The 12975-nt window shown below is 70.0% G+C and carries 16 protein-coding genes; 13 read left to right on the top strand and 3 right to left on the bottom strand.

Annotated elements, in window-relative coordinates; translation table 11 throughout:
- The coding region (locus AB0B33_RS32540) for an integrase core domain-containing protein (protein WP_360778721.1) at positions 1-248 on the top strand (248 nt) is incomplete at its 5' end.
- A 43-nt stretch (positions 249-291) separates the two neighbouring features.
- Here the strand turns inward: AB0B33_RS32540 and AB0B33_RS32535 are convergent.
- Positions 292-762, bottom strand: coding sequence for an ArsI/CadI family heavy metal resistance metalloenzyme (locus AB0B33_RS32535; protein WP_360778718.1), 471 nt, complete (start codon positions 760-762; stop codon positions 292-294).
- Between the two features lie 73 nt (positions 763-835).
- On the opposite strand from AB0B33_RS32535, the gene AB0B33_RS32530 reads away from it, so the two are divergent.
- The 5 genes from AB0B33_RS32530 to AB0B33_RS32510 are packed head-to-tail and all read left to right on the top strand — an operon-like array spanning position 836 to position 4013.
- Positions 836-1198 carry a metalloregulator ArsR/SmtB family transcription factor gene (locus AB0B33_RS32530; protein WP_247022119.1) on the top strand — a complete coding sequence of 121 codons (363 nt, stop codon included), beginning with the start codon at positions 836-838 and terminating at the stop codon, positions 1196-1198.
- Positions 1195-2250 (top strand): ACR3 family arsenite efflux transporter, encoded by a 1056-nt coding sequence (gene arsB, locus AB0B33_RS32525; protein ID WP_360778715.1) that lies wholly within the window; start codon positions 1195-1197, stop codon positions 2248-2250. The genes AB0B33_RS32530 and arsB overlap by 4 nt, the downstream gene beginning before the upstream one ends.
- Complete coding sequence (locus AB0B33_RS32520) at positions 2247-2447, top strand: hypothetical protein (protein ID WP_360778712.1); 201 nt, start codon at positions 2247-2249, stop codon at positions 2445-2447. Before arsB ends, AB0B33_RS32520 begins: the two co-directional genes overlap by 4 nt.
- A complete protein-coding gene (locus tag AB0B33_RS32515; RefSeq protein WP_360778709.1) occupies positions 2431-2829 on the top strand; it encodes an arsenate reductase ArsC in 399 nt (132 codons plus the stop codon). The genes AB0B33_RS32520 and AB0B33_RS32515 overlap by 17 nt, the downstream gene beginning before the upstream one ends.
- The gene (locus AB0B33_RS32510) at positions 2826-4013 is read left to right on the top strand and encodes an MFS transporter (protein WP_360778706.1); all 1188 of its coding nucleotides are present in this window, start codon (positions 2826-2828) and stop codon (positions 4011-4013) included. Before AB0B33_RS32515 ends, AB0B33_RS32510 begins: the two co-directional genes overlap by 4 nt.
- Here the strand turns inward: AB0B33_RS32510 and AB0B33_RS32505 are convergent.
- Both AB0B33_RS32505 and AB0B33_RS32500 read right to left on the bottom strand, forming a co-directional pair.
- Positions 3917-4384, bottom strand: coding sequence for an arsenate reductase ArsC (locus AB0B33_RS32505; RefSeq protein WP_247022123.1), 468 nt, complete (start codon positions 4382-4384; stop codon positions 3917-3919). The genes AB0B33_RS32510 and AB0B33_RS32505 overlap by 97 nt on opposite strands.
- Positions 4385-4463: 79 nt before the next feature.
- Entirely contained in the window at positions 4464-5501 is a 1038-nt protein-coding gene (locus tag AB0B33_RS32500) for a permease (RefSeq protein ID WP_247022124.1), read from the bottom strand.
- Positions 5502-5834: 333 nt separating this feature from the next.
- Here AB0B33_RS32500 and AB0B33_RS32495 point away from each other — a divergent pair, with 333 nt between their 5' ends.
- Genes AB0B33_RS32495 through AB0B33_RS32465 form a run of 7 tightly spaced genes read left to right on the top strand, consistent with a single transcriptional unit; the run spans position 5835 to position 12950 of the window.
- Complete coding sequence (locus AB0B33_RS32495; RefSeq protein WP_360778702.1) at positions 5835-7088, top strand: RCCLKC-tail radical SAM protein; 1254 nt, start codon at positions 5835-5837, stop codon at positions 7086-7088.
- Positions 7089-7124: 36 nt separating this feature from the next.
- A complete protein-coding gene (locus AB0B33_RS32490; RefSeq protein WP_360778699.1) occupies positions 7125-8384 on the top strand; it encodes a GNAT family N-acetyltransferase in 1260 nt (419 codons plus the stop codon).
- Between the two features lie 34 nt (positions 8385-8418).
- On the top strand, positions 8419-9531 hold the full coding sequence (locus AB0B33_RS32485) for a GTP-binding protein (RefSeq protein ID WP_360778696.1): 1113 nt from the start codon (positions 8419-8421) through the stop codon (positions 9529-9531).
- A gap of 15 nt (positions 9532-9546) precedes the next feature.
- A complete protein-coding gene (locus AB0B33_RS32480) occupies positions 9547-10305 on the top strand; it encodes a methyltransferase domain-containing protein (RefSeq protein ID WP_360778693.1) in 759 nt (252 codons plus the stop codon).
- 36 nt (positions 10306-10341) lie between these two features.
- The gene (locus AB0B33_RS32475; protein ID WP_360778690.1) at positions 10342-11379 is read left to right on the top strand and encodes an inorganic phosphate transporter; all 1038 of its coding nucleotides are present in this window, start codon (positions 10342-10344) and stop codon (positions 11377-11379) included.
- A 9-nt stretch (positions 11380-11388) separates the two neighbouring features.
- The gene (locus tag AB0B33_RS32470) at positions 11389-11739 is read left to right on the top strand and encodes a metalloregulator ArsR/SmtB family transcription factor (protein ID WP_247022130.1); all 351 of its coding nucleotides are present in this window, start codon (positions 11389-11391) and stop codon (positions 11737-11739) included.
- Positions 11736-12950, top strand: coding sequence for an ATP-grasp domain-containing protein (locus tag AB0B33_RS32465; protein ID WP_360778686.1), 1215 nt, complete (start codon positions 11736-11738; stop codon positions 12948-12950). The genes AB0B33_RS32470 and AB0B33_RS32465 overlap by 4 nt, the downstream gene beginning before the upstream one ends.
- Positions 12951-12975 lie beyond the last annotated feature (25 nt).

Raw genomic sequence — 12975 nt, 5'->3', positions numbered from 1 at the left:
GCACCGAGCTGGGCATCAGCCCGAAACGGACCCGGCCTTACCGGCCACAGACCAACGGCAAGATCGAACGCTTCCACCGGACTCTGGCCGAGGGGCGGGCCTACGCACGCTTCTACCCGTCCGATGCCCTGCGCCGGGCGGCGTTACCGGGCTGGATGCACTTCTACAATCATCATCGACCCCACAGCTCAACCGGCGGCAAGCCGCCGGTCACCCGGCTGACCAACCTCCCCGGACATCACAACTAGCGGAGCCGGTGCGCCCCTCGATCGCGCACCGGCTCCAGGGGCTTCAGTTGCAGCAGCCCTCCGGCTGGGCCGTCACGCCGGTCCCGGCGTCCGGTGTGCAGCACGTCGCCGGGGTGACCAGCGCGGCGCTGTCGGTGCCGAACGTCGTCGAGTCGCCCTTCACCGTGTAGACCTCCCACGGCTCCTTGCCCGGTCCGTGGACCCACACCTTGTCCTGCACCGCGTAGCAGCACGTGGTGTCGTCCTCGGTGAGTGTCTCGAGGCCTTCGCCGGTCAGCCGCTGGGTGGCCGCGTTGACCTGGTCGGTCGAGGAGACCTCGACGCCGAGGTGGTCCATGACCGTTTCCTGGCCTGGTTCGCCCTCCAACAGCACCAGCTTCAGTGCGGGCTCCTCGATCGCGAAGTTCGCGTAGCCCGGCCGGAGCTTCGCCGGCTCGGTGCCGAACAGCTTCGAGTAGAAGTCGATCGACCCCGCCAAGTCGCCGACCCGCAGTGCCAGTTGCACCCTGGACATCGTCGCTACCTCCTTGGATAGATGACAGTCTAAGTAGATTGCACTCTATATGTAAGTCTGTCAATATAGAGGGATGTCGAAGCAACTGCCGCTCGTTGCGATGGACGCCTGCTGCGCGCCCCTGGCCCGGGAGCCGCTGACGCAGGACCAGGCGATTGAGCTGTCGCACCTGTTCAAGGCGATGGCCGACCCGGTGCGGCTGCGGCTGCTCTCGCTGATCGCCTCCCACGCCGGCGGCGAAGCGTGCGTCTGCGACCTCACTGAAGCCTTCGACCTGACCGGTCCGACCATCTCCCACCACCTCAAGGTGCTGCGCGAGTCCGGGCTGATCACCGGGGACCGGCGCGGCACCTGGATCTACTACCGCGTGCACCCCGAGGTGCTGGCGCGGTTGTCGACGGTGCTCACCACCACCGGCGAAACGGTCACCGCGTGACGACGCTCGAAGCACCGCCGCGCCTGTCCACCCTGGACAAGTTCCTGCCGGTCTGGATCGCGGCCGCGATGGTCGCGGGGCTGCTGGCCGGGCGCTGGGTCCCCGGCCTGAACTCCGCGCTGTCCGCGGTGCAGGTCGACGGCATCTCGCTGCCGATCGCGCTCGGGCTGCTGGTGATGATGTACCCGGTGCTGGCGAAGGTCCGCTACGACCGGTTCGGCACGGTCACCCGCGACCGGCGGCTGCTGTGGCCCTCGCTGGTGCTGAACTGGGTCGTCGGCCCGGCGCTGATGTTCGCCCTCGCCTGGTTGCTGCTGCCGGACCTGCCCGAGTACCGGACCGGCCTGATCATCGTCGGTCTCGCCCGCTGCATCGCCATGGTGATCATCTGGAACGACCTCGCCTGCGGCGACCGGGAAGCCGCCGCGGTGCTGGTCGCGCTGAACTCGGTGTTCCAGGTCATCGCGTTCGGCCTGCTGGGGTGGTTCTACCTGTCGGTTCTGCCTGGCTGGCTCGGCCTCCCGCAAGCCGACCTCGCGGTGTCCGGGTGGCAGATCGCCAAAAGCGTGCTGATTTTTCTCGGCATCCCGCTGGTCGCCGGCTACCTCAGCCGCCGCGTCGGCGAACGTGCCAAAGGTCGTGACTGGTACGAGAGCACCTTCCTGCCGAAGGTCGGGCCGGTCGCGCTGTACGGGCTGCTGTTCACCATCGTCGTCCTCTTCGCCTTGCAGGGCGAGCAGATCACCAGCCGCCCGCTCGACGTCGCGCGCATCGCGGTTCCGCTGCTGGTCTACTTCGGACTGATGTGGGCCGGGTCCTACGCGCTGGGCAAAGCCGTGGGGCTGAACTACGAGCGGACCACCACGCTGGCGTTCACCGCCGCGGGCAACAACTTCGAACTCGCCATCGCCGTGGCCATCGCGACCTTCGGGGCCGCGAGCGGGCAGGCGCTCGCCGGGGTCGTCGGCCCGCTGATCGAAGTTCCCGTGCTCGTCGCCCTCGTGTACGTCTCCCTCGCGCTGCGGCGCCGCTTCGCGAGGAGCCCTCGGTGACACGGACCTGGATGTGGCTGACCCGGCACCGCCAAGTGGCCGGTGCGCTTGCCGGCGTGGTCTGGGTGCCGGCGCTGTGGCCGTTCACCGGCCTGGCCGTCGCGGCGGTGTGCGGCCTCGTCTTCGCCGCGATCATCGCGACGATGCTGCCCGTTCCGCACGTCGAAGGGGAGAACACCCGTGACCGGCAAGCCTGAAGTCCTCTTCGTCTGCGTGCACAACGCCGGCCGCTCCCAGATGGCCGCCGCGCTGCTCGCCCACCACGCCGACGGTGCGGTCGACGTCCGCTCGGCCGGCTCCGCGCCCGCCGAGAGCATCAACCCGGCCGTGCGCGAGGCGATGGCCGAGCTCGGGCTCGACCTGTCCCGCGAGGTGCCGAAGAAGCTGACGACGGACGCGGTCGAGGCCGCCGACGTCGTAATCACCATGGGCTGCGGCGACGCCTGCCCGATCTTCCCCGGCAAGCGGTACCTGGACTGGCAGCTCGAGGACCCCGCCGGCAAGGGCGTCGAGGACGTCCGGCCGATCCGGGACGAGATCGATCGCCGGGTGCGGGAGCTGCTCGCCGAGCTCCGTTGAGCCGCGGGGAGCGCAAGCTCGCGACGGTGCTCGCGACCTTGTGCGTCACCGAGATCGTCAGCTGGGGCGTGCTGTTCTACGCCTTTCCCGTGCTGGTCCCGGCCATCGCCCGCGACACCGGCTGGTCGCCGGCCGCGCTCACCGGGGCGCTGTCGGCCGCCCTGCTCGTGTCCGCCTTGACGGGCATCGTGATCGGGCGGGTGCTGGATCGCCGAGGTCCGCGGCAGGTGATGGTCGCCGGGTCCGTGGTCGGCGTGGTGGCCGTGGTGCTGATCGCGACCGCGCGCACGCTGCCGTGGTTCTTCGCCGCTTGGGTCTGCGCGGGGCTGGCGATGGCGGCGACGTTCTACCAGCCGGCGTTCGCCGCCCTGACTCGCTGGTACGGCACGCGCCGGGTTCGCGCGCTGACGACGCTGACGCTGGTCGCCGGGTTCTCCAGCACCGTGTTCGCCCCGCTGACCGCGCTGCTGGCCGCGAACTGGAGCTGGCGAACCACCTACCTCGTCCTCGCGGCCGTGCTGGCGGTGATCACCGTGCCCGGGCACTGGTCCGGGCTTCGCCGTTCGTGGCCGCCGCTCGTCGTCGACACCGAGCAGTCGTCAAAGCCGCGCAGCGAGGCGCGGAGTCCGGCGTTCGTCGCGCTGGTCGCGGCGTTCAGCCTGACCGCGCTCGGCACCTACGCGGTCGTCGTCAACCTCGTCGCGCTGCTGGCGGAGCGGGGGCTGTCGACGGGGACGGCGGCGATCGCGCTCGGGCTGGGTGGGGCCGGGCAGGTCGCCGGGCGGCTGGGGTTCGCGACGTTGGTGAACCGCACGGGCATCCGGACCCGCACCGCCATCGTCATCGTCGTGCTCGCCGCGACCACCACGCTGCTGGGCAGCTTGACGTCGGCGGAAGCACTCGTGGTCGCCTCGGTCCTGGCGGGCATGGCCCGCGGCGTGTTCACGCTGCTGCAGGCGACCGCCGTCGCGGACCGGTGGGGCACCACGGGCTACGGGCGGCTCAGCGGCCTCCTGTCGGCGCCCCTGACGATCATGTCCGCGGTCGCCCCCTACACCGGCGCGATCCTGGCCGCGATCACCGGCAGCTACTCGACCGCGTTCGTCGTGCTCGGCGTGCTCACCGTCGCCGCGGCGCCGGTATCGTTCGCCGCAGCGCCGACCAGCTCGAAAATCAGGTCCTGAACGCGGCGCTCGATGTCGTCACGGATGGGGCGCACGGCATCGACGCCTTGGCCGGCGGGATCCTCGAGCTGCCAGTCGAGGTAGCGCGTGCCGGGAAAGACCGGGCAGGCGTCGCCGCAGCCCATCGTGATGACGACGTCGGAACGCTGGACGTTCTCGGTGGTCAGCTTCTTCGGCTGCTCGCCGGTGAGGTCGATGCCGCGTTCCGCCATGACTTCGGCGACCGCCGGGTTGATGGTCTCCGCGGGAGCTGAACCTGCCGAGCGGACGACGACCCGGTCGCCGCCGTGGTGGCGCAGGAACGCGGCGGCCATCTGTGAGCGACCGGCGTTGTGGATGCAGACGAACAGAACCTCGGGCACCGACGTCACGAGAAGTCCCTCCAGGACAATGAGAACCGGTCGAGAGGCGTGCCGGGCGGGCGCGGGGGGACGCCCGCCCGGCACGAGTTCACAGGAGCAGCTGCGCGAGGAACCCGAGCAGGATGCTGCCCAGCATGCCGAAGGCGATGTAGAGCGCGAACACCTTGTTGTTGACCACGCTGCGGACGGCGACCATGGCCGGGATCGTCGTCACCGATCCGGCGAGCAGGAACGTCACCGCCGCGCCCTGCGCCATACCCTTCGCCAGCAGGCCGCCGACGATCGGGATCGCACCGACGCCGTTGAGGTACAACGGGATGCTGATGAACGCGGCGAGCGGGATCGCCAGCCAGCCCTTGTCGCCACCGAGGATGGCGGTGATGATGCCGTTCGGGACGTAGACGCGGATGACGCCTTCGAAGACGCACGCGAAGACCAGCCACTTGCCCAAGGACACGGTGTCGCGCAGGAAGTTCCGGCCGGTGATGCGCCAGTTCCGCTTCGACTTCAGGCTCGCCTTCGCTTGCGGCCACCACGGGGCGCCGTCGTCATCGTCGTCGTCGGGTGCCGGGCCGCCGGTCGACGCGGGAGCCTCGGTGAGGACGGTCGTGCCACCGCCGGTGGCCACCGCGACCTCGGCCGGCGCGGCGTGGCGCTCGCGTTCGTCGACGGCGGGCTTCTTCTCCGGGCGCAGCACGTCCTTGAAGCCACCACGCTTCTCGACGAGCAGGATGATGACGCCGGCGCCGATCGCCAGCACGAGCGCGCCCAGCAGGCGGGCGGTGGCCAGTGGCAACCCGATCTCCTTCGCGGTCAACGCGAAGATCGGCGGATCCATTGCGGGAGAAGCGATCCAGAACGACATCACCGCAGACAACGGCACGCCGCCGCGCAGCAGCTTGCGGATCAGCGGGATGACGGTGAAGGAGCAGAACGGGCTGAACGCGCCGAGGCACGTGGTGAACAGGACGCCCAGCAGTCCGTGCTTGCGGAACGAGCGGCGGGCGACGATGTCGAGGTAGAGCAGGTCGACGGTCGCGGCGATCGCCAGGGCGATGAAGAAGAAGATGCTCAGGTCGACCAAATTCTCCCAGGCCAAGCGCAGGACCTCGAGGATCTTGTCCATGCCACCATCCTTGACATCGGGGACCGGTTTCGCGGTGCCGAGGACGCGCAGCTTCCCCCAGCTTTCATCGATGCTAGTCGATTAAAGGGTGGCGGTCCATACCTTGCACGTGGCGGGCGAACCGCGCTTCACAGAGCCCGTCGAGGCGTGATCACAACGTCCGAAAGGATGAATTACCACCTTGAAAACCGTGATCTACCTGCGTTTATCGATCCATTGACATGTATCGCTGAAGCATGCAATCGTCATCCCTCGTACGAGGAGAGGCCCGCCGCCGGGCCGGTTCCACTGGGGGAACCAATCCTTTTTGTCCGATTCAGTTGTGGGGGAAGCATGCCCGCTGCGCGTGTACTGGTCGCATCCGCCTTCGAAGCCGAGCTGCAGCCGCTGACCTCCGCGTGCGCCGGCGCCGCGATGCGTGCGCAGGACGCCGACGTCGTGGGCTGGGACGCCCACAAGCACCCGGATGCCGTGCCGGACGGTGAATTCGACCTGGTCCTGCTGTCCGTGCAGCAGTTCGAGGGCGTCGAGCGTGGTCTGAACCTCGCGGCCCGGCTGCGAGAATCCTTCAGTGGCGCCAAGCTGGTCGCCTTCGGGCAGTACGCCCAGATGAACCACCGCCGGTTCCTCGAAACGGTCGACGCGATCGTGATGGAAGAACCCGAGCTCGTCGCCGCCGAACTCGCCGAGGTGGCCCGGGGTGAGCGCGACGTCGCCACCGTGCCGGCATCGATGACCGAGAAGGGAATGCGGCCGAAACCGCCGCACCGGCGCATCACTGTCCCGGCCCCGGCTCGTGACCTTTTCCCATCCCTGGTGCACTATCCCGCGCACCATTCACAATACGGGCTGATGGGCAACGTCGAGACCACCCGCGGCTGCCACCACAAGTGCACGTACTGCTCGGTGTACGGCGCCTACGACGGCGGAGTCGCCGCCTACAACGCCGACACCGTCCTGGCCGACTGCCTGCAGCTCGCCGAGGAAGGCGTGCGGCACTTCTGCTTCATCGACGCCGAATTCTTCAACTCCCGCACCATCGGCGCCGGTGTCGTCCGCCGCCTGGTCGACGAGATCGGGCCGATCACCTTCGAGTTCACCACCCGCGTCGACCACATCCTCAGCTACCAGAAGGAACTCGCCGAGCTCGTGTCGCTCGGGCTGGTGAAGGTGACCTCGGCGCTGGAGTTCCCCTCGAACCGGATCCTGCGGATCTTCGACAAGCACATCGACGTCGACCACATGCGCGCCGCGATCGCCGAAGCCGAGCGGATCGGGTTCGTGCTCTACCCGACGTTCATCCCGTTCACGCCGTGGATCGAGTACGAGGAGCTGCTCACCTTCGAGGACTTCCTCGTCGACACCGGGCTGGCGAAGGTCACCGACCCGACGGCGTTGCAGACCCGTCTGCTGCTGTTCAAGGGCTCGCCGTTGCTGTCCTCGCCGTGGATGGAGGACATCGCCACCGTCGACCGCGGCCTGTGGGTCGAATGGACCCACCCCGACCGCCGCGTCGAGGACCTGTGGATCGAACGCCGCGCCGACGCCGAAGACGTCGGCAAGGTCCGCTGCTGCGTGAAGTGCTGAGCCAGGCCGGAACCGGATCGGGAGGGACAGGAAGCAATGGGTGGAGCACCGCGCGTCGTGGTGAAAACCGGGCAGGGACTGCCGGACCTGGACTGGAAGGGTGAGCTGGCCGACCTCACCGACGTCTTCCCCTACCTCGGCCCGACCTGGCTCGGGGCGAGCGAGAAGGCGCTGACCGACTTGCAGCCGTGGCACACGGTCGCGACCCGGGCCCGCGGTGAACTCGCGCTGCTGCCCGGCTACGTGATGACCACACCGCCGGTCGTCGACCACGAGCCGCGCACCTACCTCGGATGGCAAGCGCCGACCGGCGAAGAGGTCTGTTGCGGCGCGCAGACCGACGCCTGCATCAGCGGCGAGGTCGACGCGCTGGGCACCGAGCCGTTCTTCCCGGCTCTGCTGCTGGGATCCCCGCTGGGCTACCGCACCGAAGTGGCCTACAACTTCTGGACGCCCAGCCTGATGGCGCAGATGGTGTCCGAGCTGGTGCCGGCAGTGTTCGCCTCGGGCATCCGCTGCGTCGTCGCGCCGTGGATCTCCGGCCGCAGCGGCAACGACGCCCTCGTCACCGCGCTGCAGCAGGTCGGCGGGCACAGCTCCTTCTGGGGCTACGAGGACTACCTGCGCCTCGACGCCGACTCCTGGGACGGGCACCTCGCAGCGTTGCCGCTGAAGAAGCGCCAGCGGATCAAGAGCGACGTCCGCCGCGCCGAGGCCGCCGGCGTGCGAGTCGAGCGCGTCGACGGCGAAGCCATCCGGCCCCACGTCACCCGGATCGCCGAGCTGACCTGCCTCAACCGCGAGAAGAACGGCGCCGGTGAAGAGCCCGCGCACATCGTCGACGTGCTGACCGCCCTGCTCGACGCCGGCGCCGACGTACGTGCCTACCTCGGCACGAAGGACAGCGCCCTCGTCGCCACCTGCGTCGTGATCCGCAAGCACCACCGGCTGTTCCCGAAGTGGGCGGGCTTCGACTACGCCGCCATCGGCGAGCGCAGCGGGATCTACTTCGCCCTCGTCCTCGACGCGCCGGTCCGCGACGCCTACGCCGAGGGGCTGCGCACGGTCGAGTTCGGAGCGGGCGCGCACCAGGCGAAGGTGCTGCGCGGCTGTACCCCGCGGCCGGTGACGACCGCGATGGTGGTGTCCGATCCGGTGCTGCGTCCGCAGGTCGCGAAGTGGATGGACGCCTTCGGTGCCAGCCGCCGCGTCGCGTTCGGGGACGCCTCCGCCGCTACCCGCACCCCGCTGCCGGTCGTGTCCGGCGGCTCCGGCGCCTGCTGCTCCGACGGCTGACCAGCGTGCGAAACACCCATCCGGGAGGACATCTGTGATCACTTTCGTGCCGCTGACCGGGTTCCTCGGGGCCGGCAAGACCACCACGATGATCGCCACCGCGCAGGCGCTGCAGGCGCAGGGCCGCCGCGTCGCGGTGATCACCAACGACCAGGGCGTCGAGCTCGTCGACACCGCATTGGTCCGCAGCAAGCTCGACTCCGTCGCCGAAGTCACCGGCGGCTGCTTCTGCTGTCGCTTCGAAGACCTCGTCGACACCATCCGGACCCTCGTCGACGGCGCCGGGGACGTTCCGGTCGACACGGTGATCGCCGAGGCCGTCGGGTCCTGCACCGACCTGCAAGCCACTGTGGTCCGCCCGCTGCGTTCCCACTACGGCGACAGCATGGTCGTCAGTCCACTCACGACAGTCATCGACCCGTTGCGGTACTTGGCTTTCGACCGCGCTGTCCAGCGCGGCGAACCGGAGTCGGACCTGTCGTACCTGTTCCGGCAGCAGCTGATCGAAGCCGACGTCATCGCCGTGAACAAGCTCGACACGATCGCACCGGACCGCGCCGCCGAGCTGATGGCGCGGCTGTCCGCCGACCACCCGAACGCGACGGTCGTCGGCTACAGCGCCAAATCCGGCGACCGGGTCGACGACCTGGTCAAGGCGTGGGACGGCCCGTCCGGCAACCAGGCGGTCGACCTGCAGGTCGACTACGACCGCTACGCCGCCGCTGAAGCCCAGCTGGCCTGGATGAACCAGGACGTCCAGCTGACCTCGGAGGCGCCGCTCGACCTCACCGCGTGGGGACGTCAGGTGCTCGCCACCCTCGGCAGCTGGGCGAACTGCGCCGGAGCCGTCGTCGGCCACGCCAAGCTCACCGTCGAGGCCGGCGACGGCGACTTCGCCAAGCTCAGCCTCACCGCCGCCGGCGCGGACCCGACGGTCGACCGGGCTGCCGAGAGGACGGCCACGACGGCGAGGGTGATCGTCAACGCCCGTGTCGCCTGCGAGCCCGCCGAACTCGACGCCGCCGTCCGCGACGCCGTGGCCACGGCGAACGCCGCCACCGGCGCCCGTTCCGCGGCCACCGCGCCGGTGTCGTTCAAACCCGGCTACCCCACCCCGGTCCACCGGCTCGCCGCCACCGGCGCCTGACCCCGAAAGACGACCATGACGGACACCACCACCGCCGAGATCCAGGACTACTACCGCGGAAAGGCCGCCGAGGCCGCGGAGGCGAAGAGCTGCTGTGCCCCGGACCCGACGCGGTTCGGGCCCGGCGCCTACGGCGACATCGGCCCGGACGAAGCCACCGACGCCGCGCTGCTGGCCAGCCTCGGCTGCGGCAACCCGACCGCCGTGGCCGAGCTGCGCGACGGCGAGACCGTCCTGGACCTCGGCTCCGGCGCCGGGCTGGACCTCATCCTGTCCGCGCGCCGCGTCGGCTCGGACGGGCAGGTCTTCGGCCTGGACTTCCTCGAGGAGATGCTCGCCGTCGCCCGGCAGAACATCGAGGACGCCGAGGTCGACAACGTCATCCTGCTCAAGGGCACCATCGAGCAGATCCCGCTCCCCGCCGCCACGGTCGACGTCATCATCTCCAACTGCGTGATCAACCTGTCGCTGGACAAGCCCGCGGTGTTCGCCGAAATGGCGCGCGTCCTCGCGCCGGGCGGCCGGCTCGGGATCACCGACGTCGTCGCCGAGGACCACCTCACGCCCGCCGACCGGGCCGAGCGCGGCGGCGTCAGCCAGTGCATCGCCGGCGCCTTGTCCCAGGCCGAGTACCTCTCGCTGCTGGCCGAGGTCGGGCTGACCGGCGCCGAGGTCGTGTTCACCCAGGACGCCGCCGACGGCATGCATTCCGCGATCATCCGCGCCCGCAAGCCGGGCGCCGACGAGTGCGGACCCGACAGCGGCTGCTGCTGACCACCGAGGTTTTCGATCACTGAGGGGAGTACCTGGATGTCTTTCACCGCGATAGTCGTGTTCGTCCTCGTCGCCGCGCTGGCGGCGGTCAACGGCAGCAACGACGTCCCCAAGGGCGTCGCCACCCTGGCCGGGGCCGGAGTGACCAAGTACAAGACGGCAATCATCTGGGGCACGATCACGACGCTGATCGGCTGCGTCTTCTCACTCGGCCTCGCGTCGAAGATGACCGCCTTGTTCTCCAAGGGCATCATCACCGGCGCCACGACCGACGCGTTCGCCGTCGCCGTGCTCGCCGGGGCCGCGTTCTGGGTCGGGCTGGCCACCATCCTGCGGCTACCGGTCTCGACCACGCACGCCCTGATCGGCGGCATGGTCGGCGCCGGCCTGCTGATGAGCACCGGTGGCGTCTCGTGGAGCGCCGTCGGCAGCAAGCTGGTCACGCCCCTGCTGGTCAGCATCGTCGTCGCCTACGCCATCACGCTGATCCTCGCCGGCGCCACCGGCGCCGCGAACAAGCGCCGGTCCGCGGCCACCCCGCCGGTCACGTCCTCCGGCGGCGGGGACGTCGCCGTGCAGACGGCGCCCGTGGTGACGCCGGAGAAGACCTCCGCGAAGTTCATGACCGCGGCGCACTGGTTCACCAGCGGCGCCACCGGCTTCGCCCGCGGTCTCAACGACACCCCGAAGATCGTCGCCATCGGCGCATTCGCCCTGGTCCCGGCCGGGATGAAGCCGTGGCACATCATGATCCTGGTGACCGCCGCCATGGCCGCCGGATCACTGCTGGGCGGGATGCGGGTCGCGGAGAAGCTCGGCGAAGGCGTGGTCAAGATGAACCACCGCGAAGGCTTCCTGGCCAACCTGACCACCGCCGCGCTCGTCGGGGTCGGTGCCGGTGCCGGGCTGCCGATGTCGACCACGCACGTGTCCACCGGCGCGATCGCCGGATCCGCCGGGCCGAACCTCAGCCGCATCTCCGGCGGCACGATCCGGAACTTCCTGATCGCCTGGCTGGTCACCCCGCCCGTCGCGGGGGTCGTCGCGGCGCTGGTGTTCATCTTGGCTCGCTAGCCTGGGTGAGTGAGCGAGCACAAGCTGGAGCGGGAGACCGCCGAGTCCTACGCCCGCTGGTTCCACGCGCTGTCGGACGCGAACCGGGTCATGATCGTGCACTTCCTGGCCCAGCAGAGTGACCCGGTTCCCGTCGGTGCGATCGTGGACCACCTCGGCATCTCCCAGCCCACGGTCTCGCACCACCTCAAGATCCTGTCCCAGGTCCGGTTCGTGACCCGCCGCCGCTCCGGGACCAGCATCCTCTACGCGATCAACCACAACTGCGAGGTCGGGCTGCCCACCGCCGCCAACGCCGTGCTCGGCCTGCTGGCCACCCGCGACGGGAACGACCCGCTTCCGCTGGAAAGGACGTCGTGACCGAGCACCCGGCGCTGTTGCTGGTCGGTAGCGGGGACCGCCGCTACCGCGAGTACATCCTGGCCGCCCTGCGCCCGCACTTCCGGCTGTGGCTGCTGGACTCGGTAGACCCCACCTGGCAGACCGAGCACGTCGACGGCGTGACCGTCACCGACACCCGCGACCCCGCTGCCCTCGCCGACGCCGCGGGCAAGCTCGAGTTCCAGCCGGACGGCGTGCTGACCTACGACGAATCGCTGGTCACCGCTGTCGCGCGCTTCGCTCAGGACGCCGGTCTGCCCGGCAGCCCGCCGGAAGCCGTCCAGGCCTGCCGGGACAAGGCCGCCACCCGCTCAACCCTGGCTGAAGCCGGGGTGCCGCAGCCGGCGTCCCGTCCGGTTGCCTCTGCCGAGGACGCGGTCGCCGCGGCCGAGGCCATCGGCTACCCGGTGGTGATCAAGGCTCGCGGGCTGGCCGGCAGCCTCGGCGTCCTGCGCGCCGACACCGCCGAGCAGGTCGCGGACGCCTTCACCGCGGCCGCCGGCGCGTCCTGGCCCGGCGTGCCGCGCTACGAGGCCGACGTGCTGGTCGAGGAGCTCCTGACCGGGCCGGAGATCAGCGTCGACGCCGTTGTCGACCACGGCGTCTGCCACCCGCTGGTGATCGCCCGCAAGCAGACCGGCTTCGAGCCGTTCTTCGAGGAGACCGGCCACGTCGTCGACGCCGATGACCCGCTGTTCGACGACGCCGACCTGCTGGACCAGCTCGACCAGGTCCACAAGGGCATCGGCTTCACCTGCGGAGCCACCCACACCGAGTTCAAGCTGACCCCGCGCGGCCCGCGCCTGGTCGAGATCAACGCCCGGCTCGGCGGCGACTTCATCCCGCGGCTCGGCATCCTCGCCGCCGGCGCCGACCCGGTCGTCGCCGCCGGCCGAGTCGCCGTCGGCCTCCCGCCGACGCCCCGGCGTGCGCTGCGCAAGACCGCGGCGATCCGCTTCCTCTACCCGTCCCGCGACTGCGAGGTCACCGCCACCACCGTGCGCCCCGAGCGGTTCGGCCCGACCATCCACGAGGCTCTCGGCACCGCCGGACCCGGCACCACACTCGCGCTCCCGCCGAGGGCCTACCTGGCCCGGTACGGGCACGTGATCGCCGTCGGTGAGGACCGCGCCCAGGTCGTCGCCGACCTCGCCGACGCCGAGCGGCTCGTCGAGCTGCACAGCACCTGAACCATCGACGGCCGTCGATCCCTCA

It is taken from the genome of Amycolatopsis sp. NPDC049159, from assembly GCF_040648295.1.
Classification (GTDB): Bacteria; Actinomycetota; Actinomycetes; order Mycobacteriales; family Pseudonocardiaceae; genus Amycolatopsis; species Amycolatopsis pretoriensis_A.
This window is presented reverse-complemented; position numbering and strand designations above follow the sequence as displayed.